The organism is Bacillus nakamurai (assembly GCF_001584325.1).
In the GTDB taxonomy this organism is placed as follows: domain Bacteria; phylum Bacillota; class Bacilli; order Bacillales; family Bacillaceae; genus Bacillus; species Bacillus nakamurai.
Window position 1 is genome coordinate 41,161 of record NZ_LSAZ01000004.1, and the last position, 23,382, is coordinate 64,542.

Here is a 23,382-nt window from a genome sequence, read left to right on the forward strand (position 1 = left end):
CTTTAATTCATTGCCGGCTCGCCAAGCAATTCAAGCGTGACGCTGACAATTTGTTCTGATGTCGGCAAATACCGATCTTCAAGCACTGGCGAAAACGGTACTGGTGTATGCGGCGCTGTAATTCGTTTAATCGGCGCATCAAGCAAATCAAAGCCCTTGTCGGCGACAATCGCAGCAATATCCGTAGCGATGCTGCAGCGCGGATTGGCTTCGTCAATGATGATCAGCCGGTTTGTTTTTTCTAACGATGTGAAAATCGCTTCCTCATCCAAAGGAGACAGACTTCGGGGATCAAGCACCTCTGCCTCGATGCCTTTCTCAGAAAGCTGTGCAGCCGCTTCAAGCGCGGTATTGACCTGTTTGCCGATTGCAAACAGCGTGATGTCGCCGCCTTCACGTTTGATATCCGCTTTTCCGAGCGGGATTGTATAATATCCTTCCGGCACCTCGCCTTTCATGCTGTAGGATGTTTTGTCTTCAAAAAAGAACACCGGATCATTGTCTTCTATTGCCGCCAGCAGCAGGCCTTTGGCGTCATACGGATTGGACGGAACAACCGTCTTCAGACCCGGGATGCTGGTGAAAAGGCCATACAGCGCCTGTGAATGCTGGGCAGCTGCCCGGAACCCTGCTCCGTATGTGGTGCGGACGGTAATCGGCACTTGCGCTTTTCCGCCGAACATATAGCGGAATTTCGCCCCTTGGTTGATCACCTGGTCAAAGCACGTGCCGATAAAATCATTAAACATCAACTCCGCAATCGGTCTCAGCCCGGTTGATGCCGCAGCCATAGCCGCACCCATGTAGCCCGCCTCAGAAATCGGTGTGTCCAGCACTCGGCTGCGTCCGAATTCCTGTATGAGCCCCTTTGTGACTCCCAGCACACCGCCCCATGCTTCATCATCCTGTAAATGATCGACAGCCGCTCCCCCGGCGACATCCTCACCGATTAAAAGCACATTTTCGTCTCTTCTCATCGCAAGCTTCATTGCTTCATTGATTGCGTCTGACATGCTTATGACTCTCGCCATCTCACATTCCCCCTTTTTCATATGACACGTAGACGTCTGTCAACAGCTCTGACTCTTTCGGATATGGACTGTCTTCACTGAACGAGACGGCTTTTTCAATCGATTCGCTGACACGCTGTTCAATGTCTGACAGTTTATTGGCATCTGTTTCTTTTAAAAGATAGTTTTTAAAGCCTTGAATCGCATCCTTTTCTTCCAGATGCTCAGTCCTTTCATCCTTTGTTTTATAAGTTTGGGCATCTCCTTCGAAATGTCCGTAGTTTCTGTAAGTCATACATTCAATCAAAGACGGGCCTCCGCCGTTTCTTGCTCTTTCTATCGCTTCCTCGGCTGCCTGGTAAACTGCTAAAATATCTTTTCCGTCCACCGTGACCCCCGGCATGTTATAGGAAGCCGCCCGATCGGCGATTGAATCACAGGCTGACGCGTACTCAAATGTTGTGGCTTCGCCGTAGCCGTTGTTTTCGGCAACAAATACGACAGGAAGGTTCCATACTGCCGCTAAGTTCAGCCCTTCATGGAAGGTGCCTTGGTTATTTGCTCCGTCCCCAAAAAAGCAAACGCTTACATTTTTAGTCTGTTTATATTTAGCGGTGAGCGCTGAGCCGCATGCGAGCGTAAATCCGCCCCCGACGATTCCATTTGCCCCTAACATACCTTTATTGAGATCGGCAATGTGCATAGAACCGCCCTTTCCTTTACACAGTCCGGTCGCTTTCCCGAATATCTCCGCCATCATGCCATCCAGATCACAGCCTTTGGCGATACAATGGCCATGTCCCCTGTGCGTGCTTGTAATACTGTCGCCATCATGTAAATGAGCGCACACCCCTACAGCTACCGCTTCCTCACCGGCATACAAATGGACGAATCCGGGAAGCACTCCCTGTGCGAACAGTTCATGAACTTTGTCTTCAAAGCCCCTGATTTCCAGCATCTTTTGGTACATCCACAGCGCTTTTTCCTCAGTTAATGACAAGCCTTCTCGTTTTAACAATTCCATTTTTGTGCGCCTCCTTCTATTTAGGGTTCACATTAATAAATGCAAGAAGTGTGCCAGCCTTTTGAGCCCGTAAAATCAATGTTTTTGTTTTTACACTGTGAGACAGTTTGAGACAGGTGTCTCATTTTGTCTCGATCTGATCCATTTGTCTCGTTTTAAGGCACACAAAAAAGACCGGACATCACCCGGTCTTTGACAATGATCGACGTATTTATTTCCTCGGAAATCTTTTAACTGTTTAATTCTTCTGCCCCTTTTGTCTTAATGTCGGAAGGAAATCAATTGAATATTTGACATAACCGAAACTGCCGCCCCCGCCCTTCTGCATGCAGTCTATCGTGCCGTTTGCGTATGTATATCCCTTTTCTTCATGTTCACACTCTGTCCTTGATATGCTGTGCTACAGTTCTTGCTTTTCTTCAACTGCCCGGTTCAGCGCTTGAAGCATGTAGCCAATGCCTTTGTACGAGGACAGAGGCCAGCTGAGATGCTGATGTTCTCCGATGACGGAGTTTAGGACGCTTCGGTATTTTTTCCCGCCAAGCATGACAAGCTCTTTTGTATTAGAAAAGCCCTTTTCATAAAATTGGCGGCGCAGCTCCTCCGCTGTCATGATCTCCGGATGGCCTGTTCCAAAAGTAACATCGTAATTTTCGGGAACGGTATCATCAGGACGAAGGAATCCATGTTTCGCCGACAAAATCACCCACTCATTGAAAAACGCTTTCGCATACCGCTCGCACGCCTGATGAAACGGGCTGAGATAAGCGTCTTCCGCCCTTATCGGCCCTGTATCTGGATGGATGTCCCATATTTTTTTCTTGCCGCAGGGGATGATGCATAGTCGTTTCATTTTTCTCTCCCCTTATTAGTTTCTCATATCAATGTACCATTATCTGCTTATTTCTGCATGACTAAACAAGGGGCTGGTCACTTCTCGGCAGACAGAAACCCTTGACGAACGGGACATAGATCTGTGCTTTCTGTAATCAGGATGTCATTTTCACCTTTTTTGCTTCACGATTAGAGAAGGATTCGAGAAAAGGCAGGCTGGTAGGCTGAACACAAAAAGACCCGGAATTCGTACTGAAATCCGGGCCGGATGAGGAATTGTTTATGTCACTGCTGCTCCAACCCATCAAGATACTTTCTCTCAAAGTCATCGAGCAATGCACGCACTTCATCTGTTGACTTTGTGTTCATGCATTGATTTCTTAATTCACTTGCTCCTCGAAATCCGCGGAGATAAATCTTGAAAAAGCGAGGAAGAGGTTTGTATGGACGGGCTTCTAACTTTGAATATTTATCGTGAAGATCCAGATGCAGCCTTAAAAGATCAAGCAATTCCTTACTGCTATGCTCTCTCGGCTCCTTTTCAAAGGCGAATGGATTTGTAAAAATACCTCGTCCAATCATAATTCCATCAACGCTGTATTGTTCAGCAAGTTTTAAGCCGGTTTCCCGGTCAGGGATGTCCCCATTGATCGTCAAAAGGGTATCTGGCGCTATCTCGTCACGAAGTTTCTTGATTTCCGGAATCAGTTCCCAGTGCGCATCTACTTTGCTCATTTCCGCTCTGGTACGCAGATGAATGGAAAGATTGGCAATATCCTGCTTCAATACGTGTGTCAGCCAGCCGCGCCATTCGTCTACATCCGTGTAGCCAAGTCTGGTCTTCACACTAACAGGCAATCCTCCTGCTTTCGCTGCTTGTATTAATTCGGCTGCAACTTCAGGACGGCAAATCAGGCCGCTTCCCTTTCCGTTCCCCGCCACATTAGGTACAGGACAGCCCATATTGATATCCAGACCCTTAAACCCTAATTCCGCCATCCCAATGCTCATTTGACGAAAGTTTTCAGGCTTATCTCCCCATATGTGGGCAACCATCGGCTGTTCATCCTCCGTGAAAGTCAAACGGCCGCGCACACTATCCTTTCCATCCGGGTGACAATAGCTTTCTGAGTTTGTAAACTCAGTAAAAAACACATCAGGCCTGCCTGCTTCACTCACGACATGGCGAAAAACAACATCCGTCACATCTTCCATTGGTGCCAGCACAAAAAATGGCCGTGGCAATTCACGCCAGAAATTATCTATCATAATAAATTCATATCCTTTCATGATGGGACACAGCCAAACCTTTTTCCAAAAATTTAAAAACTGACCATACTTTCCTTTTACACTTATAGCACGCGAAAGCATTTCTTATCAAACGATAGTAAATTTTGAACATTTCACTTTTTACACGTTAAAAAGTGAAAAAGCAAACTGAAATAGAATAGATCTGATAGAACACCTTAATTGAGTTAACGTACTAGAGTGTCGCTATAATTATCCCCATAGATTATTCTCATATGTTCTCTATAAATCTTTTCAAATACTTCTCATTCTTCTTTAGTAAAAATATTAAATCGTGAGTCATTAAAGTTTACTGATTTATTTAGCATCTTTTCACTAATTACTATTAGTTCCTTGCTACTACATAATCCCCATATAGTTCATTTCTGATCAACTCAGTCAACTCCTTAACCTTATAATAGGTTCGAGAGAGAAAAAAGTGTGATGATTATCTACACCTATTTTTTTTATTTATATTGTGGTTTATTAACCTTCATCTTTCTTAGAAGCCTTACTTTTGAACTTTTTGGATAAAAAGTATTCCAACCTAAATAGAATATCATATGAGTTCTCCCTATTACCAATGCAAAATAATTGTCCTGTTATCGAAGAAAAAATATTTAACGCTACACCATATCCGTATCTCAATATCATTTGCGGAAAATTTCAAGAGATAATTTGATTAAGCAAATTGAGTTGGGGGTGGTATATCTGAGTACTCAAGAGAATGTAAAAAGAAAAAAGCCTTAACTTACCGCTTGCTACCACTTGAGAATCACATGGAGTAAAGAGGATGAGAAGAGAAAATAAACTCTTACTTAAAAGAATTCAAGAACTTCAATATGGACCAGTTGGGATTTGCTCATGGTTAAGAAATAACCAACGCAACAAGTGGCAACCTAATAAAGATTGCTTTTATCCAATACAGTATATGTACTAAGGGTCGATTGCCTTTCAAACCCCATATGTTAATCAATGTTAATATCTTTATAACTTTTTAGTTTTAAAGTTATTACTTATAAATAGAATATCCGCATAAAAAAGATAAATAACTACATTTATAAGACGCCACAGAAATCCCTATATATGTTGTTGCTGACCACTATAATTATATTTCTATCAAGGGAATGTTTTTCCAGTCTTATACTAAAACCAGTAATTTATTTATATATTTGTATAAGGTTATGATTCGGTAATCCTGATTCAGAACCAATAAAAATAGACTGCTGACTAAGTGTCGCAGTCTTCACTCATAAGATTAATAAGAAAGTGTTCATTTTCTTTCATAATTAAATAAGGCATCAGAAGTTATTGCTTTAATTTCGAATATCCTTTGTTACACCTGCAATTATTTGTATAATAGTGAAAACTCCCAAGAAAACAGTAACAATATTAAACCATGGATTATCATAGAATGAAAGATATTTTTGAAAGAAATCTAGTTCAACTATGTTTGCTGGGAATCCATTCATTTCTCTATACTTAGGACCCCATCCCGTTAATGCTACAAAATTAAAATAAAGCTGTGAAACTAAAAATGCCAAAAACGTGTGAAACCAACTTCTTTTATAAAACGGTCGTTTTTTGTATTCATTATCCATTTAATTATCCATTTCCTTTTCTGCAATACTTTTTAGCCAAGTGTTAATCTAAAATCATTATATTATGAAGCATGATTGTCGCAATAATTACTTATTAAGGATATAACCATTGTAGGTATTACTGTAATAGTTGTTATCGTTGGTCCCACTTGCGGTTCCACCTCGGCACTTTTATTTAATTGTTGTAATGCTAATACGTTATTCATTATTATTCCTCCATTCTTCATGTTTTATAAATTTAGCATTTTTGAATTTAGTTCTACATATAAATTAAGAACTAAGTCACTTCATTCATTTTCCATTGACAATAAATAAGAAGTATGGGATAGTAAGAAGAATTTATATGAAAACTAAATTTATTCCTTTTTTTAGAAACAGGAAAAGGATTGGGGTCCTTTTCCTGTTTAGGCTTTCATATAATGTATAACAACCAAGCATACTTTTTAGTGTGTTTGGTCTTTTATCCACAGTTGTTGCTAATAGTAGATGTGCCAACTACCGTTGTGATTAGTGTAAGTAAGCCGCCTTTGCCTTTTGCAGCTTCTACGTCAGTTCCTTCATTCAGTTGTTGAAGTTCCAATACATCTCTCATTCGGTTTCACCTCCTTTTTATCATTTATTATAACTTTGCTAATAGTAGATGTACCAATGAGTGTTGTTAGAAGTGCCCATCCATTGTTCCTACTTCAGCACTTGAAGTACGCAGAAAATCTTTTTTTTGTTACGTTTTGTCTTTTATCCACAGTTGTTGCTAATAGTAGATGTGCCAACTACTGTTGTGATTAGTGTAAGTAAGCCGCCTTTGCCTTTTGCAGCTTCTACGTCAGTTCCTTCATTCAGTTGTTGAAGTTCCAATACATCTCTCATTCGGTTTCACCTCCTTTTTATCATTTATTACAACTATTGCTAATAGTAGATGTGCCGATGAGTGTTGTTAGAAGTGTCCACCCAGCTGTTTCTACTTCAGAACCTTTACTCAATTGTTGCAACTCTAGTACTTCATTCATTTGTTCATCCACTCCTCTTAATTATCCTTAACAGTTGTTGCTAATAGTAGATGAGCCAACTATCGTTGTGATTAGTGTAAGTAAGCCACCTTTGCCTTTTGCAGCTTCTACGTCAGTTCCTTCATTCAGTTGTTGAAGTTCCAATACATCTTTCATTTGGTTTCACCTCCTTTCAAGTACTCTTTCTTAGATTATGCTTCATCTCTCATTAGCAATGATTGCTAACGGTAGATAATGTAACTGAAATAGTTGTTAGAGTAACAGTCCATGCCGCAGGCTCTACTTCAGATTTTTCATCAAATTGTTGAAGTTCTAGAACCTCTTTCATTTTCTTTTCTCACCTCCTTCATAAGTTCTGTATATTAACTGCTTTAATTCCAATCTTCAATGATTATCATCGAACTATAAGTGTTAGAGTTTTAATTGTTTAATAACAATTCTTTTTTAGTCTTTTTTAAGAAACTATCAATTTTTATTATTGGCAACCAATATAACGGATTTGAGAACTGGATAGAGTTTATGCCCAATATTATGCCAGCACTTCCGGAGTAGTAATCATCTGCTAAACGAAAACTGAAGTTTCCAGGGAATAATACTTGATCATCTTTGCGGATAAGAAACAATTCTAGTTTTCTCAATGCCAGCTCAATATGCTGACTGATTTCATTATTTTCCTTAGTCATTGGCGGGATTAACAAGAAACTACCGATCCCATCAAACAATCCACCACTATATGCAATCCTTACTTTATTTAAATTGATTATTTGCTCTAATTCTTCTCTAAATAAATTATTATTCGTTACATAATTTAAATACCAAATAGCAACCCCTACTCCGATTGATCCCCCTGATAAATAGGGTAATAATCGAGGGTTTCGATCATCGTATGTTTGCAAAGTATTCGTCTCTTCATCTACCTTACAATGTTTTAAATCCCACTCAATATATTCTTTTGACTTTAAATAATATTTTTCTTTCTTAGTAACTGAATATAATGCCGCATAGAATAAAGATATTCCTGACCAACCATCAATCAAACCTATAGGTACTGCTGCAAAATCAGTCGCTGATAATTTATCATCTTCAATAATCCTATTTTCTATCTGATCAGCAATTTTTTCAGAATTAACCAAAAAGTCATCATTATTTTCTTCCAAGTATAAGCTAATTAATGAAAGACCTATTCCCGACAATCCTGACCTTAATGAAATATCTTTCATATCTTCATATGACAGATTATTGAATAAGTCCATAGCTTGCTCTATGTATCCCAATTCATACAATGTTGTTGCGATACCAGCTCGTCCTGTAAATAACCCAATATCATCATCAAGTACATTCAATTTTTTAAGTAAAACATTTTCAATCCAATCCCGAACTCGCTTGTTGACGTTTCCAGATCTGTACAATGCCAATGCAGCTCCAGTTCCTCCAGTTAGAACATTTAACTTTCCAGATGGCATTACAAATTGCCGTACATCGCCATGAATTAGCGAGCTGTTGGGCAAAATATTACTCTCTATGCTGTTTCTCAATCCTTTTATAACTTTTGACATGTCCATTTCTTTTTGTATTTTATTGTCGTAATTATTCTTGAATATCTTTTCTTTGGTGTCAGATAAGTATCTGTCACATAGATTTTCTGTATTTACAACATATTGATAGACATCTTTGCCAAATTCATTCTCTATCCACATATCATGTTTCATTTTAATGCTTTCTTCTATATCAGTAACTGGACCTATTGGCAGAATACAAAATCTTAAAACTTTCTTTAGTGCATACCAATCACGCTCCTTATGATTCTTATTTTTCTTATTTGTGTAGCCAATTGTTTGCAACGCTCCATTTTCTTCAGAGAGAGCACTAGCAGCCTCAAAATCAATAATCTTAACATTTGATTCGGGAGTAATCATTATATTTTGGGGTTGTAAATCTCCCATACCAACATCTTTACTATGCACTAGTTTAATTGTTTTTATCAAGCTATTAATTATTTTTTTTACCTTACTAATGTATTCATTTTTATCATTCTCAACGTTGAACGGATAATTGATTGCACACCATGATTGAAGAGTTACACCTTCTACAAATTCTTCGACTAAAAATACATGCTTCCATGCTTTAAAGTAATCAAGCACATTAACAACACCTTCAACTTCTGTAAGTTTATTTAATGCTTCGTATTCTATATTCAATCTATCAATCGCATCATTAAATTGACCATCTAACCCTACTTTAGGTCTCCCTTCTTTGATTACTACTTTTTTTCCATCTGATTTCCTTATTCCAGTATATATACCGCCGCCATTATTAAACCTAAGGACTCCTTGGAACTCATAATCATTAAAATTACTTACATCTTGAGTATCTAATAAGTTATTCTTGGTATCTAAATACTGATCAAAATCACTTACGAATTCAGGTATTTTATAATACGGCTGCCTATTATCTGGGATTAGATTTCCCTTTTCGTCTTTAATGCAAAGTTCTCCTCTTTCATTGTAAATATTCTTAAATGCACCGTATCGGTAATATATATTGCTATCCTTCCATGATTTATCATTTAGTATGTATGGTCCATTCTCGTAATGTTTTAATTCTTCATAAAGTTCATTCAATAACCCGAAGAACATGTTATTAGAGGAAGGATAGATAGCAATAAATTTTCCAGATGAAGTTCGATTACCATGCTTTGAATTCATATTAAATAAAGATTGTTTATCTTTAATATGCTTAAATGGTATCTGATGTTTAAATATAATTTGACTCACAACTTCTAATATATCCTGAGCATTATTCATTGTCGCACTTACGTGTATTTTCCAGCCTTGTTCTTTGAGGGTATGATTTGGATTATTATAAAACTTCCACGGTGATTTATATTCTGTACTAACAGTATAGTAATTTGGCATATTATGTACTTCGTATGGATCAGTCTCTACATTTGGGCTTTTATCTATATAGTATTTTGAATCTTCACTCATGTGTTGGAAATAAACTAATTTTTTGTCCATTTTGTTCTCGCCTCTCTTAAGCGCTCTTAATTGGTTAATACTAATGGATCGGTACTATCTTCTTTAAACTGCTGCTCACAGAATTGATGATACAATTTATGACTACGCTTTAACTCCCAATGATTCCCTTGACCTGTCACCTCACCGTTTTCCATAAAAATGATATTGTCAGCATTTATAATGGTGGATAACCTATGTGCTATTATAATAGCGGTTCTATCCTTCATGAGCTTCTTCATTGCTTCGTTCACAATTCGTTCAGAATGACTGTCAAGACTTGCAGTTGCTTCATCCAAAAAGATTATATTTGGATCCTTCAGAAACATTCTCGCAATAGCAATTCTTTGTCGTTGTCCTCCTGATAAGTTCAGACCTTTTTCTCCAATATTAGTTTCTAAACTGTTAGGCAATTCACTTATAAATTGCCATGCATATGCTTTCTTACATGCTTCTACTATTCTTTTTTCATTTGGGGGATTTTCTAAACCAAAGATGAGATTGTCTCTAATAGTACCGCTTATTAAATCATGATTCTGTGCTACATATCCTATTTGGCTACGCCATGATTTTAATGAAAATAACTCAATATTCTCTTCACCAAAATAAATATTTCCGCTATTAGGCTTGTAGTATCTTTCCAGAATAGAGATGATTGTGGTTTTACCACTACCACTTGGACCTACTAAGGCATTAACACTTCCCCCTTTTATTATTAAATTAATATTATTCAAGGAAAATGCTTTATCCTCTTTACCATAGCAAAATGATAAATTATCAATCACTAAATCTTTATAGGTTTCCGCTAATTCTTTTCCTTTATGCTGATCTTCTCCTTGCTCGTATATCAATTGAGAAATTCTTTCTGTTGCACCTATCGTCTTTTGTATTTGAGTAAAGAATAACCCAAAGTTATTAAGTGGACCTATGATATAGAACAAAAGTGTCAGAAATGCTATAAAGGTTCCTGGCGATAAACTTCCATTGGCTAATTTAACCCCTCCGAATCCAATTATGCTAATAATGATAAGCATCATCATTAAATTAATGATAGGGTTTAAAATAACCATCCATTTTGTTTGCTTTAGGCCTATATTTCTTAAAGCTTCAATATCCTCTTTCCCTCTTTCTACTTGTAACTTTTCTGCAGTTGAAGATTTAATCAGTCTTATTGCGGATATTGTTTCAACAGCTCTTACATTTAATTCTCCTGTTAAGCTTTGTGTCATTTTAGATAATTTAGATAAAATTCTTCCTAAAGGTATAAAAATCAATAAATAAACTGGAATTGCTACGATAATCACTAGTGTCAATTGCCAATCATAGTAAAACAACCAAAATCCACAAAAAAGCACTATTAATATAGCATTGATAAATTGCGATAAAGAGTTACTTACTAAGTTGTAAATCACCGTAGTATCATTAACAAATCTACTTGCTATATCCGCAGAACGATTCTTATCGTAAAATTCTATAGGTAGTATAACTATCTTTTCCCATAATAAATTTCTGAGATTTGCAACAACGGTATATCCTACTACACTTAACATATAACTACCAACTGCCCCAATTACTCCGCTACTTAAAAATATTCCCAGCAGTCCTAAAAGGTCCCACAAATTGATCTTTTCAAGAATATTATAATAGTCTATTAGACTTTTTAAATAATGAGGCACTAAGGTAGAAGCTATTGCGCTTAATCCACTTAAAAATATTGCCAATATAAATAATCTTATATTCGGTCTGGTTTTTCTCAGTAAGAAGAAAAACTCTTTCGATTTAAAATTGGGGTTGGTCATCATTTTCACCTCTTCCGTTTAATTCCAATGTTTCAACTTTTTATATCGAATGACTCTTGAAATGACATACGCCATATCTTTCCTAATTTTCCTATAAACAATATTTCACACTTAATAACTGTAAGTCAATATATAATTTTACAAATTATAAAAAAACAGGTCTTTAGTTTCGCATTATTCTACTCATGTATATTATGAAATGTATATTTACTCTTAGTGATTTTCGCCCGCAAAACCATAGGCGTAGTATAAAAGAATAAAAAGAAATTTAAATTAATCATACTAAAGGGAAATTTTTCGGGATAATTACTGCTAATTAGAAAAATATGCATTGACTGATTTACTTATATTTTATAAACTTGAATTGAATATACTTATATTTCATTTTTTGGAAGGGAGGTAAATTATATACAATATTAATATTTAATGAAATGTATAAAGAGAAAGGAGTATAAAAAAATGAAGAATTTAAGAAGAATTTCGATGGTTTTCATATTTGTAATTGTATCCAGTTTACAGCCTATTAGCTCTCATGCTGGAGAATCAAATTATGATGAATCTATCATAATTAACCTCGATTCAAAAATAAGTGAATCGACAATAAACAAGGTTCAGGAAAAGTATTCAAATATAGAAACAAATTATATTAAAGAACTAGATTTATTGGTAATAGATAATATAAAACCAAGCCAATTTTCAGCAATCAAAGATATTGCTAAAGAAAAATTAGACGCAAAAGCAATTATTGAGGATAAAGAGATTTCTCTTCCTGATAAAAGTAAACAGATTCCTGCTAAAGTGGCACTTTCATCACAATTCACGGAAGATAATGACACTCTTTATGACAGTTGGTTATGGAATATCAAGCAAGTTACAAATGATTATCGAAGTTATCATATAAATAAAGGATCTCATAATACAAAAGTAGGGATAATCGATTCAGGCATAGATTTCAATCATCCAGACCTCAAAAATAATATTGTAGATACTGGAGAGTCTTTTGTTCCAGTTGAAGATAATACACAAGACTTTTATGGGCATGGAACTTCTGTGGCTGGGATAATTGCTGCTAATGGGGATGTAAAAGGAGTTGGACCAAATCTTGGTTTAGTGCCGTATAAAGTATTTGATAAAAACGGTAAATCTAAAACAAGTTGGGTTATAAGCGCAATTGTTAAAGCTACGGAAGATGATATGGACGTAATTAATTTAAGTTTATCTACTTTCTTATCAAAAAAAGATAAAGAAGATAGAGAGACTATAAAACTTTTTGAAAAAGCTTTTAAATTCGCTAGAAAACACAATACTTTAATTGTTGCAGCAGCTGGAAACCATGGATATGATATCTCAAATTCAAAAAAACTTGCACAACAATTAGGTAAACCAAAGGACAATATCCTACATCTTCCTGGTGGAGATAAGGATGTAATTACTGTATCTGCCACCACAGCGCAAAATACAAAAGCTTCTTACTCAAATTATGGAAAAAACATCTCAATTGCAGCTCCAGGTGGTGATCTTGACCCAAGTTTTCTGGATACAAATAAGGTTGATCTATATAGCTTGGTATGGACTACTTCCCCTGTAAATATCCCGCAAACTCCGCTAAGTAAGTCACTAGGCTTTCAAAAGGGATATGAACCTACTTTAGGGACAAGTGTAGCAGCTCCAATAGTAACTGCTACAGTTGCCCTATTAAAGACAGAATACTACGAAAAATACGGAGAGGAGATGCCAAGTCGTAAGGTTGAAGAAAACTTATATCAGAACACAGACCACGTTGAAAACTTAGATAAGAATGAAGTAGGTAGCGGTATCGTAAATGCTTACGAATCATTGCTTAATATTGAGAGATAGAAGATATTAAGCAGTTATCGAACTTTCACTAAAAATACTTTGATTAATAAAAAAAGATTACTAGACGATAATGATGATGAAGCTAGAGATGAAATAAACCGTATTTACGAGATATTGAGAATAACTAAACAAGTTGATTTCACAAGCAACTTACTATTACTAAGTTGCTTGTGTCATATTTTATTTCAGCCTGAGTATTCAATTCTTTAGCTACAAGCTTGTTGATTTCTTTATCCGCACTAAACCCAGCATGTAACAGCCCCTTATAAACAGACCAATCTTTCCCTTGCTTTAATCTATCTTCAATAGCCCACTTAACCTTACTTAGCCTAAATCCCTCTATACTTTCCTCTACTTTTTTTATGTAATTTTGTGTACGGACTAATTTTTCATTACGGAACCATGAACCAACTCCTAAAGTTCTCCTAAAATTTGCAGGGCTCACTCTAGTTGGTTTTCCTTCTCTTTGTAAAATAATTCTTACTGCTTCTTTAGCAGCCTCAAACACTCTTTATCTCTCTCTTCCCAATCAACAGTGCTTTTCTCTTTTTATTCGGCTTGATTCTCGGTGTTACTTTGTAATACCATTCCCAATCATACTTACAAATCCACGTATGCAGCCCTTTGCTGTCCTACCCAATCCAACAATTGTCTCACCAAAATAGGGACAGCGATACTTGTAGCAAGTAATGTAAACTAAAACAAACCACTCCAATAAATCCAATTATCAGACCTCTTTTTATATTGCTTTCCATTCAAATTCCCCCTTAACAAATCATTTCATAATCATAGTAAACAATTAGCTAATTAAGCATAATGTAACGATGCCAACTATTATTAATACATGAAAAAATGCATCTGTCATAGGACAGATGCAAAGGAGAATATATGGCGTTCTTAGAATGGGTTAAACAACAAATAGAGAATGGCAGTTTAAAGCAGGAGAAAAATTACCTTCTATCAGGGTAATTGCTGAACAATTCCAATGCACAAAAAATACAGTTGCAAAGGCATTACTAGAACTAGAGCATCAGCATGTTGTCTATGCTAAGCCAAAAAGTGGTTATTACGTTGTTGACTATTATCAAACCCCTAGTCCAAATAAAGATCATATTGATTTTTTATCTGCTGGTCCGGATAAACGCATTAGCCTTATGGAGACTTTCAACATTGTATGAATCAAGCGATAGATCATTATAAGGAGCAATTATTCACATATAGTGAGCAACAGGGGCTTTATTCTTTAAGAAAGGAGTTTACAAAATATTTACGGGAGTTACAAGTATTCACGAGACTTGAACGACTTGTTATTACTTCTGGCTCACAACAAGCTCTTCATATTTTGTCTGTAATGCCGTTTCCAAACGGAAAAAAGAATGTGTTATTAGAGCAGCCTACTACTTTGGCATGATAGATACTTTACAGTTGAATAATGTTACAACTTTAGGAATTGATCTAAAAAATGAGGGTTTCCACACGTTTTTTCAACTCTTTTCGTCAGTTAAAATAAAGATCTCCGAGAAAAGAAGGAAGATAAAATTGAGAAAAGACAGTCAGGGCAAAGGCTGCCCATGAAAAAGACCCGGAAATCGGCAATGTTCATTCTGCCGAAATCCAGATCTAATTAAAAATTGTTTATTTTAGTTAGACGATTTCAAAACAAGCTTCGCCACAGCTTCCACATGTGCCGTCTGCGGAAACATATCCACAGGCTGAATATATTCGACGCGATAGTCCTTCGACAGCGCCTGCAAGTCTTTCGCCAGTGTGGAAGGATTGCAGGATACGTAGACGAAGCGTTTCGGTTTTACTTTTTTGATGGTATCTAAAAATGTTCTGTCGCAGCCCGTTCTCGGCGGGTCGACGATGACCACGTCAGGACGGAAGCCTTCTTTTGTCCATTTCGGGAGCCAGTGTTCGGCGGTTCCGGTGACGTAGGTTGCGTTTTTGATGCCGTGTTTTTTGGCGTTTTTCTTGGCGTCGTCGATTGATTCTTTGATGACGTCCATGCCGCGGATTTCTTTCGCTCCGCTTGAGACCCACATGCCGATCGTACCGACGCCGCAGTAAGCGTCAACGACTTTTTCTTTTCCTGTGAGGCGCGCGGCTTTTTTAACTTCGTCATACAGCTTGACCGTCTGTTCAGGGTTGAGCTGGAAGAAAGCCCGTGCGCTCAGTTCGAATGACACGTCGCCGAGCACCTCTTGAATGGCGTGGCTTCCGGCAAGCGCTTTTGTTTTGTCCCCGAAAATGACGGATGTGCGCGCGCCGTTGATGTTTTGAATAATCGATTTCACTTCGGGCAGACGGTTCTGAATGGCTTTGACGATCTCGTCTTTATTCGGCAGTGTCTCTTTCGCCGTGACAAGCACGACCTGCACTTCGCCTGTTTCAAAACCGACTCTCGTCACGATGGTGCGGACATCCCCTTTTTTGGTCCGTTCGTTATAAACAGATACGTTGTGTTTTTCCAATATGCGGCGGACGATACCAGTTGTTTTGTTCGTCGCCGGATGCTGGACAATGCATTCCTTAATCGGGACGATTTTATGTGAATCGAGCCCGTATAATCCGGCAATGATGCTGCCGCTTTGGGAACGGCCGACTTGAAATTGGCTTTTGTTCCGGTAATTCCACGGATTGTCCATGCCGATCGTTTCTTTAATGTCCATCTTACTGACGTCAAATCTGGTATGGCGTTCCAAAGACTGAATGACGATATCGCGTTTTTCCCGAAGCTGCTGGGCGTAGGCAAGATGCTGAAGCTGGCAGCCGCCGCATTGGTCATACACCGGACACGGCGGTGTGACGCGGTGCTCAGATGGTTTGCGGATTTTTTTGATGCGTCCTTCTGAAAACTTCGGCTGGACGTTTGTCGCTTCGACAACCACCTCTTCGCCTGGCAGCGCGCCGGGCACGAAGACGACTTTTTTCTTGAAATAGCCGACGCCCTCTCCGTTAATGCCGAGGCGTTTGATCGTCAGCGGAAATGTCTGTCCGGCTTTCAGCTCGACGGGCGTCTTTTTATGTTGTTGGTTCACGTTATTTCTCTCCGTTTCTATATGAAGCTTTCCGTATTTGGAAAGTGATCGGCTAAAACATCACATCTTTCTAGTATAACACGCAGCCGGCACTTCCATCATATTTTTCAGGGAGAAGATGATTCAATACTCCTCCACAAATACAAGGACGCATAGCTTAAATACGGCTCCCATTCCCTGCTCACGTCAAGCATCATTTCTTTTGACGGCTTTTCAGCGAGGCCGAAGCGGCGTTTGACCGCTTTTTGCAGGCCGATGTCTGCTAAAGGAAACAGATTAGGACGGCCAAGGCCGAACATGAGCACGTTTTGCACGGTCCACGGCCCGATGCCTCTGATTGTGATCAGTTTTTTCATGATGTCTTCATCCGATAAAAAGGGAAGTTTTGATAAATTGAGTGTTCCGTCTGCGATCAGCCGTGAGGTGTCAATGACATATTCCGCTTTTCTCATGCTGAACTGGAGCTCCCGCAAGTCCTGATAATCAAGCGCCGCTACGGTTTCCGGCTGCGGGTAGCACCAGACGCCGTCCTTTTGTTCGCCAAAGGCATGGACGAACCGTTCCGTTAAGGTGAAGGCGAAAGACAGGTTAAGCTGCTGGTGTATGATGCATTTCATGAGGCAGTTGTACACACTGTACTCAAGCACGAGTGGCGTCCCCGCATGCTCTTCAAAAAGCGCTGACAGATTGGTTTTGGAGAAATGGTCGTGAACGGCTTGAAGCGATTTTCCCCATTGAAAAATCTCCCTTATCCGCTCCATCATCTCCAGCCGGTTTGTTTCGCCGCTGACCTGAAAGACGGGTTCTGCCGCGGTTCCTTCGGCTCGTACGGTTACGATGCATAATTCCCCGGCACCGCTTCTGACCGGCACCTTTACTGATCTCTCCGTGAGATCCACGGCGTTCAGAGGATCGAGTGACAGCCTTTTCAGCACACGGTCAAAATGATACGGCGGCGTAACGGAGACGGTTTCTTTCCACATCGAACGAATCACCCCTTTTTGTCCCAGTATATCATGAAGCGGCGAAGAGGCCATTCGTATACTTTTCTTCATAACGCCGCATGCTATAATGGCAGGCGGAGGGTTGTTTATGATACACATTACCGCAATTACAACACACAATCAGATATTAGAAAATATCCCCTTATCACGCATAGAACAACCGGACATCGCATGGTACTGGATTGATTTTTTCGGTGCGGAGGTGTACGAAACCGCGTTGTTACGAGATTATTTTCATTTCCATCCTCTCGCGATTGAAGATTGTTTTCAGCATATGCAGAGGCCGAAAATCGACCACTATGACGGCTACCGTTTTTACGTGCTCCACGCCCTGAACCCGGATACGCTGGAAACGGAAGAGGTGGATATCTTTCAATCGGATCGTTACGTCGTCAGTTTTCATTTACATGAATCGCTCGGCATCTCAAAGGTCAGAGAGCGGCTTCTTGCTTCTCCGGAGATTGTCAAAAAAGGGCCCGGACACATTACATATATGATTATGGATCAGCTTGTCGATGAATATTTTCCAGTGCTGTACAAAATTGAAGACCGGCTGAATGAAATTGAGGACAGCCGGACTCATAAGTCATACGGCACATTAATGAATGAAGTGTTTGATTTGCGGACTGATCTCTTGCACCTCAGACGGACCATCATCCCGATGCGCGATTTAATGTACCGGATTTTGAGTCTCGACCATGTGAAAGAAAGCCGCGAAACAAAGGCATATTTCAGCGATATTTATGATCATCTTTTAAAACTGGCGGAGCTGATTGAATCAAACCGTGATATGACGTCTGATTTGCGGGACAGCTATGGGACGCTGAACTCAAACCGGATGAACGCCATTATGATGACGCTGACTATCGTCTCCACCATTTTTATCCCGCTGACATTTATTGCAGGTGTATACGGCATGAACTTTGACAACATGCCGGAGCTTCATTGGAAATACGGATATTTTATCGTGCTGGGCGTTATGGCCGCCCTTGTGGCTGCCATGCTGTTTTGGTTTGCCCGAAAAGGATGGTTTAAAATTTTCAAGTAAGAACGGCTGAGGCTGTTCTTTTTTTTGATGACACATGATAATATGGTAAAAAACGGAAGGGGTAATCATCATTACATTCTTTTCTCAAAAAACCGTTTCACTCTTTCTCCTTCTTGTCAGTCTCTTTTCCTCCGTCACATTGTACAACGGTTATACGATAGCTGATTACATCTTTCAGTCTCTCGGTTTTTCCGCCTGGTCAAAGACAGGGACACATATCTCCGTCATTCCCGGCATCGTGCTCTACTTCGGGGCATTGATATGGTGTTCCATTCTGTTCAGGCGGACTCTTCCCACCGCTGCTTTTTCTCTTTTTCTCCTCAGTATGGGGGCTGCTTCCTGTATCAGGCCTGTCAGCGAAGAAATCGCCTTTTTCTTAAAACCGAAAACGCCAGAAACAGAGGCTGTCGAATATCTGAAGCACCGGAGCGAATGCAGTCATATCATCGAGCGAAAAAGGGCCCGCATGAACTGCACCCTTTCTATCAATCATTATGGAAAAGAGGAACAAACCATTTCTGTTACCCCGGATTTATCAAAAGACATAAAGGGCGTAACATTCAAATCAAAAACGTTTACTGTTCAGCCCCGTTCAAAAACAATCATCAAGACACGGTTTACGGGTATTTACGAAGGCGCAGCCGCATCGGACGCCGGATGGACTTCAAAGCCTGAGGTAAAAGTTACGCCAGCACATCGGTACACCGCAGAATAAATATTTTGCATGTATAATGATGGTAAATCATTCTAATTGGAGGGACAATCAAATGAAGATCGCTATCGTCGGACTCGGCAATATGGGACGCCCCATCGCAGAAAATGTGATGAAAGCCGGGTACAGCCTGACTGTGTATAACCGGACGAAAGAAAAAGCGGCAGAGCTGTTGGAAAAAGGGGCCGATTATGCGGAAACACCCAGAAAGGCAGCTGAACATGCGGACATTGTGCTTTCAATGCTGGCGGATGACGATGCCTTGACAGACGTTACCTTCGGGGCTGACGGCATTATCGCCGGATTATCTGAAAACGGCATTCATATTTCGATGAGCACCATCAGCGCGGCGCTGTCAGAACAGCTTTCTGCGGCACATTCCAGCAGAGGCCAAGCCTTTATTGCCGCTCCTGTGCTCGGCCGTCCCGACGCCGCGGCAAACGCCGATCTCCGCATCATCATAGCCGGGCCGGAAGAAGCGAAAAAAAAGGCGGAACCTCTGCTCAAAAGCTTGGGACAGCAAGTATTTGATGCCGGGGAAGAGGCAAAAACAGCAAATGCCGCCAAAATCAGCACCAACTTTCTACTCGTCTCTATGCTTGAGGCATTATCTGAATCATTCCTTTTGGCGGAACAATACGGCTTGGAACAAAAGCAATTTTTAGAGATCGCCAACTCGCTGTTCCGCTCCCCCGTGTATAAAAATTACGGAACAATCATGGCCGAACAGACATTTGAGCCGGCGGGCTTTAAGATGAAGCTGGGGCTGAAGGATACAAATTTGGCGCTTGCTGCGGCTGAAAAAGTGTCTCTTCCCCTTCCTCTTGCGGAATTGGCAAAATCCCATTTCGAACATGGGATAGAAAACGGGCTCGGCGAATTGGACTGGGCCGCTTTAATTAAATGCGTGAAATGACAAAACACCTCTCCGTTAAAATGGAGAGGTGTTTTATTACAGCCGCGGCAGCTTCATTTCTTTTTCAAACATGAGGTCATCAATGCTTTTAAACGTGTATCCTTCTTTCTTTAAATCAGTAATCGCATCATCAAGCGCCTCTGAATTGTCCTTTGAGACGGTGTGAAGGAGGTAGATTGCGCCGGGGTGCGCCTGCTTCATCATATGATCGTAGGCGTATTTCTTCCCTTTTTGCTGGTCGACCTTCCAATCGACAAACGCGACGGACCAAAATACGGTTTGGTATCCGAGCCTTTTTGTTTCTTTCAGCACATATTCGCTGAATACGCCGCGCGGCGGGCGCAGATATAGGTTGTCCCGCTTTCTGGTGATGTTATAAACCGCCTCGCTCACTGAGTCGAGTTCGTCTTGAATCTGATCCCCCGTTTTTGTCGTCAAATCAGGGTGATGAAAAGAATGATTGCCGATAATATGGCCTTCGTTAGACATCCGTTTAATCAGACCGGGCTGCTCTTTCACAAAATGGCCCGTGACAAAAAAGGTTCCCGTGACGTGATGCTTTTTCAAGACATCAAGCACTTTCGGGGTATACCCATTTTCGTATCCATTATCAAATGTTAAATAAATGGTCTTTTCTTTCGTGTTGCCCAAATAAAAGGCATCATATTTTTTGACCAGATTGTCCAGCTGTTTGCCGGCATCCGGCGGCTGATGATTAACGCTGCGTTTAAATCCCCAACTAATCGGTTCATTCGGCACGGCATCCGCGCTTTTGATTCCGCCTGCAAGTAAAACGGCCATGCAGCATACTGAACAAAACCATTTCATGACCAGCACTCCTTCTGCATTTTTCCTTATTTTGCAGAAGCCCTTCCCCTTTTATACAGCCGCATTATGGAAAGAAAAAACCCCGGCGTCTGCCGAGGTTTATTCCCAATCCTTTTTAAAGCGTTCGTATTTCGCTTCCAGGTCATCAAGCATCCCGATGAGCCGGTCTATATCTTCAACATCAGTCGATTCAGGGTCTAACGAATCAATGACATTCATGAACATATCGAGTCTGTTCTTTAAATAATCAAGCTGCTGATCTTTGCTGTTTACTGCATTCCCCATGCTTTCACTCCATTCATTTTTTATAATGGTAGCGCATTTTTTGCCGTTTTTCAATCGCTTCGCTACTTGCGATCTTGATGGATCAGGTCTAAAATTAACAGTTGGCAGGCGTTAGTATGCCCATTTATAAAGGAGTTAGATAGTCATGACACAAAACACGAAACTGCGTCCGATTACGCCGGAGTACGATCCTTGGGAAGCGTACATGGATGTGGACCAGTATGGAGATATGAAACTCACGAACGTCGAATTTACGACGACGACCTTATGCAATATGAGATGCGAGCATTGCGCCGTCGGCTACACGCTGCAGCCTAAAGATCCGAATGCGCTGCCAATTGACCTGTTATTAAAGCGGCTTGAAGAAATTCCTCTTTTACGCTCCATCAGCATTACAGGCGGCGAGCCTATGCTTTCGTTAAAATCGGTAAAAGAATATGTTGTCCCGCTTTTAAAATACGCGCACGAACGCGGTGTGCGCACTCAAATAAACTCAAATCTGACGCTTGATATCGAGCGCTACGAATGGATTATCCCTTATTTGGACGTCCTTCACATTTCTCACAACTGGGGTACGGTGGAGGATTTTGCCGAGATCGGATTTGCGATGATGGATAAAAAACCGACCTTCGGGCAGCGCGCGCGCTATTTTGACAAAATGATTGAAAACAGCCGCACGCTTGTCGAAGCCGGTGTCATGGTATCAGCGGAAACGATGCTGAACAAACGAACACTGCCTCATATCGGGCATATTCACCGTCAAATTACGGAAGAGATGAAATGCCAGCGCCATGAAGTCCACCCGATGTATCCGAGTGATTTTGCCAGCGCTCTTGAATCACTCAGCCTGAAAGAAATGAGACAGGCCATTCATCATTTGCTGGACATTCGCGATGAAAAGACATGGATGCTGTTCGGCACGCTGCCGTTTTACGCCTGCAGTCCGGATGACGAGGACCAGAAGCTCCTCAGACGCCTGCGCGAAGCTGAAAACGTAACGGTCAGAAACGACCCGGACGGCCGTTCACGCCTGAATGTCAATATTTTCGACGGAAATATCATCGTGACGGATTTCGGCGATACACCGCCGCTCGGCAACATTCAGACAGACAGCCTTCCTGAAGCTTACGACAAGTGGAGAGAAACAAAGCTGAGCAAAGAGCTGAACTGCCACTGCGCTAATGTCCGGTGCCTCGGCCCGAACGTTCTCGTCAAAAACAGCTATTATCAGGATACAGATTTTTCATTACGGCAAGCCAGGAGATAAAAGAATATGGAAACAACGGTTATGGGCATTTTGAAAAGCAAAGTGGTGGAAGTGATTATCGTCGCTTTGCTGCTGTATGCCGGCGTATTTATCATCAACCGCTTTGTGCAGCTGTTTTTTAAACGCACTGATTTCTTAGAGGAGCGGAAAGGGAAAACCATTGAGAGCCTCGTCCGTTCCATCACACAGTATACGGCGACGATAGGGTTTATCTTTTACGTCATTTCTTTATTTGTTCATGATTTCGGCAGAATTTTAGCCGGGGCCGGCGTTGCCGGTATCGTGATCGGTTTTGGGGCCCAGTCCTTAATTAAAGACATTCTGGCGGGCGTATTTTTAATTTATGAACGCCAGCTTCATAAAGGCGATTATGTCACGATCAACAATCTATTCAACGGCACAGTCGAATAAATCGGCCTCCGCTCGCTGCAAATCCGTGAATGGAGCGGCAAGCTGCTCACGATTTCAAACGGTGAGGTCAGGCAGCTTCAAAACTATAACATCGAATTCATGCGGATTACCGAATCGGTGGTCATCAGCTTCAAGGAGGACCCCGAGCGGGTATACGCCGTTTTAGAAAAAGCCTGCGACATGCTCAACGATGAACTGCGTGATTCGCTCAAGCGGGATGAATTTCTGAACGCGGCGGAACCGTTTCAAGTACACGGGATTATGAGCTTAAATAAGGTGACGAGAGGCATTGAATTTACCGTAAAAGGCATGGTGGACGACAAAGATTATTTTACAGCGAGCCTGACGGTCAGACGGGTCCTCGCCCGTGAGCTGTACAAAAACAACGTGCAATTGCTTGAAGAAACGTATCGCATGGAAAAAAGCTGATTCCGAAG

Annotated in this window: 25 protein-coding genes and 2 pseudogenes; 8 read left to right on the forward strand and 19 right to left on the reverse strand. The window is 40.5% G+C overall.

Features of this window, described 5'->3' with window-relative positions:
• Positions 1–2 precede the first annotated feature (2 nt).
• From acoB to AXI59_RS02540, 14 genes and pseudogenes are all read right to left on the reverse strand, one after another.
• Positions 3–1,031, reverse strand: coding sequence for an acetoin:2,6-dichlorophenolindophenol oxidoreductase subunit beta (gene acoB / locus AXI59_RS02510; RefSeq protein ID WP_061527288.1), 1,029 nt, complete (start codon positions 1,029–1,031; stop codon positions 3–5).
• A gap of 1 nt (position 1,032) precedes the next feature.
• Entirely contained in the window at positions 1,033–2,034 is a 1,002-nt protein-coding gene (gene acoA / locus AXI59_RS02515) for an acetoin:2,6-dichlorophenolindophenol oxidoreductase subunit alpha (RefSeq protein ID WP_061527289.1), read from the reverse strand.
• 238 nt (positions 2,035–2,272) lie between these two features.
• Positions 2,273–2,401, reverse strand: a pseudogene (locus AXI59_RS20800) (hypothetical protein); the annotation flags it as partial.
• 33 nt (positions 2,402–2,434) lie between these two features.
• Positions 2,435–2,887 carry a DUF6884 domain-containing protein gene (locus AXI59_RS02520; protein ID WP_061527290.1) on the reverse strand — a complete coding sequence of 151 codons (453 nt, stop codon included), beginning with the start codon at positions 2,885–2,887 and terminating at the stop codon, positions 2,435–2,437.
• A gap of 266 nt (positions 2,888–3,153) precedes the next feature.
• On the reverse strand, positions 3,154–4,137 hold the full coding sequence (locus AXI59_RS02525) for a tRNA dihydrouridine synthase (RefSeq protein ID WP_061527343.1): 984 nt from the start codon (positions 4,135–4,137) through the stop codon (positions 3,154–3,156).
• Positions 4,138–5,471: 1,334 nt separating this feature from the next.
• Positions 5,472–5,756 (reverse strand): YfzA family protein, encoded by a 285-nt coding sequence (locus tag AXI59_RS02530; protein ID WP_061527291.1) that lies wholly within the window; start codon positions 5,754–5,756, stop codon positions 5,472–5,474.
• Positions 5,757–5,818: 62 nt separating this feature from the next.
• On the reverse strand, positions 5,819–5,983 hold the full coding sequence (locus AXI59_RS20805) for a class III lanthipeptide (RefSeq protein WP_373688984.1): 165 nt from the start codon (positions 5,981–5,983) through the stop codon (positions 5,819–5,821).
• A gap of 233 nt (positions 5,984–6,216) precedes the next feature.
• The gene (locus AXI59_RS20130; protein ID WP_205632580.1) at positions 6,217–6,348 is read right to left on the reverse strand and encodes a class III lanthipeptide; all 132 of its coding nucleotides are present in this window, start codon (positions 6,346–6,348) and stop codon (positions 6,217–6,219) included.
• A 143-nt stretch (positions 6,349–6,491) separates the two neighbouring features.
• Complete coding sequence (locus AXI59_RS20135) at positions 6,492–6,623, reverse strand: class III lanthipeptide (protein ID WP_205632580.1); 132 nt, start codon at positions 6,621–6,623, stop codon at positions 6,492–6,494.
• A 20-nt stretch (positions 6,624–6,643) separates the two neighbouring features.
• Entirely contained in the window at positions 6,644–6,763 is a 120-nt protein-coding gene (locus tag AXI59_RS20140) for a class III lanthipeptide (protein WP_187265387.1), read from the reverse strand.
• Between the two features lie 27 nt (positions 6,764–6,790).
• Complete coding sequence (locus AXI59_RS20145) at positions 6,791–6,919, reverse strand: class III lanthipeptide (RefSeq protein ID WP_197464667.1); 129 nt, start codon at positions 6,917–6,919, stop codon at positions 6,791–6,793.
• 52 nt (positions 6,920–6,971) lie between these two features.
• The gene (locus AXI59_RS20810; protein ID WP_197464666.1) at positions 6,972–7,091 is read right to left on the reverse strand and encodes a class III lanthipeptide; all 120 of its coding nucleotides are present in this window, start codon (positions 7,089–7,091) and stop codon (positions 6,972–6,974) included.
• A 91-nt stretch (positions 7,092–7,182) separates the two neighbouring features.
• Positions 7,183–9,780, reverse strand: a complete 2,598-nt coding sequence (gene lanKC, locus AXI59_RS02535) for a class III lanthionine synthetase LanKC (protein ID WP_061527292.1) — start codon at positions 9,778–9,780, stop codon at positions 7,183–7,185.
• Between the two features lie 26 nt (positions 9,781–9,806).
• Positions 9,807–11,579, reverse strand: a complete 1,773-nt coding sequence (locus tag AXI59_RS02540; protein ID WP_061527293.1) for an ABC transporter ATP-binding protein — start codon at positions 11,577–11,579, stop codon at positions 9,807–9,809.
• Between the two features lie 456 nt (positions 11,580–12,035).
• Between AXI59_RS02540 and AXI59_RS02545 the strand changes: the two genes are divergently transcribed.
• Positions 12,036–13,433, forward strand: a complete 1,398-nt coding sequence (locus AXI59_RS02545; protein ID WP_061527294.1) for a S8 family serine peptidase — start codon at positions 12,036–12,038, stop codon at positions 13,431–13,433.
• 139 nt (positions 13,434–13,572) lie between these two features.
• On the opposite strand, the gene AXI59_RS02550 is transcribed toward AXI59_RS02545, so the two are convergent.
• Complete coding sequence (locus AXI59_RS02550; protein ID WP_061527295.1) at positions 13,573–13,941, reverse strand: hypothetical protein; 369 nt, start codon at positions 13,939–13,941, stop codon at positions 13,573–13,575.
• A gap of 460 nt (positions 13,942–14,401) precedes the next feature.
• On the opposite strand from AXI59_RS02550, the gene AXI59_RS20255 reads away from it, so the two are divergent.
• Positions 14,402–14,611 carry a helix-turn-helix domain-containing protein gene (locus AXI59_RS20255; protein ID WP_231878400.1) on the forward strand — a complete coding sequence of 70 codons (210 nt, stop codon included), beginning with the start codon at positions 14,402–14,404 and terminating at the stop codon, positions 14,609–14,611.
• Positions 14,608–14,844 (forward strand): hypothetical protein, encoded by a 237-nt coding sequence (locus AXI59_RS20260; RefSeq protein ID WP_240491478.1) that lies wholly within the window; start codon positions 14,608–14,610, stop codon positions 14,842–14,844. The genes AXI59_RS20255 and AXI59_RS20260 overlap by 4 nt, the downstream gene beginning before the upstream one ends.
• Before the next feature lie 229 nt (positions 14,845–15,073).
• Here AXI59_RS20260 and rlmD read toward each other — a convergent pair whose 3' ends face one another.
• Positions 15,074–16,474, reverse strand: coding sequence for a 23S rRNA (uracil(1939)-C(5))-methyltransferase RlmD (gene rlmD, locus AXI59_RS02560; protein ID WP_061527296.1), 1,401 nt, complete (start codon positions 16,472–16,474; stop codon positions 15,074–15,076).
• A gap of 107 nt (positions 16,475–16,581) precedes the next feature.
• Positions 16,582–17,457, reverse strand: a complete 876-nt coding sequence (locus AXI59_RS02565; protein WP_061527297.1) for a DNA-3-methyladenine glycosylase family protein — start codon at positions 17,455–17,457, stop codon at positions 16,582–16,584.
• A 109-nt stretch (positions 17,458–17,566) separates the two neighbouring features.
• Here AXI59_RS02565 and corA point away from each other — a divergent pair, with 109 nt between their 5' ends.
• The 3 genes from corA (at position 17,567) to AXI59_RS02580 (ending at position 20,154) form a co-directional block, all read left to right on the forward strand.
• Entirely contained in the window at positions 17,567–18,526 is a 960-nt protein-coding gene (gene corA / locus AXI59_RS02570) for a magnesium/cobalt transporter CorA (RefSeq protein ID WP_061520328.1), read from the forward strand.
• Between the two features lie 67 nt (positions 18,527–18,593).
• Positions 18,594–19,241, forward strand: coding sequence for a hypothetical protein (locus AXI59_RS02575; RefSeq protein WP_420806828.1), 648 nt, complete (start codon positions 18,594–18,596; stop codon positions 19,239–19,241).
• Positions 19,242–19,293: 52 nt separating this feature from the next.
• Positions 19,294–20,154: an NAD(P)-dependent oxidoreductase gene (locus AXI59_RS02580; protein ID WP_061520326.1), complete on the forward strand. Its 861-nt coding sequence runs from the start codon at positions 19,294–19,296 to the stop codon at positions 20,152–20,154.
• Between the two features lie 36 nt (positions 20,155–20,190).
• On the opposite strand, the gene pdaA is transcribed toward AXI59_RS02580, so the two are convergent.
• Complete coding sequence (gene pdaA / locus AXI59_RS02585; RefSeq protein ID WP_061520325.1) at positions 20,191–20,982, reverse strand: delta-lactam-biosynthetic de-N-acetylase; 792 nt, start codon at positions 20,980–20,982, stop codon at positions 20,191–20,193.
• 99 nt (positions 20,983–21,081) lie between these two features.
• Complete coding sequence (locus AXI59_RS02590; protein WP_003155558.1) at positions 21,082–21,267, reverse strand: SE1561 family protein; 186 nt, start codon at positions 21,265–21,267, stop codon at positions 21,082–21,084.
• Between the two features lie 145 nt (positions 21,268–21,412).
• Here AXI59_RS02590 and yfkAB point away from each other — a divergent pair, with 145 nt between their 5' ends.
• Positions 21,413–22,534 (forward strand): radical SAM/CxCxxxxC motif protein YfkAB, encoded by a 1,122-nt coding sequence (gene yfkAB / locus AXI59_RS02595; protein WP_061527299.1) that lies wholly within the window; start codon positions 21,413–21,415, stop codon positions 22,532–22,534.
• 6 nt (positions 22,535–22,540) lie between these two features.
• Positions 22,541–23,374 (forward strand): annotated as a pseudogene (locus tag AXI59_RS02600) (mechanosensitive ion channel family protein).
• Positions 23,375–23,382: the final 8 nt, after the last annotated feature.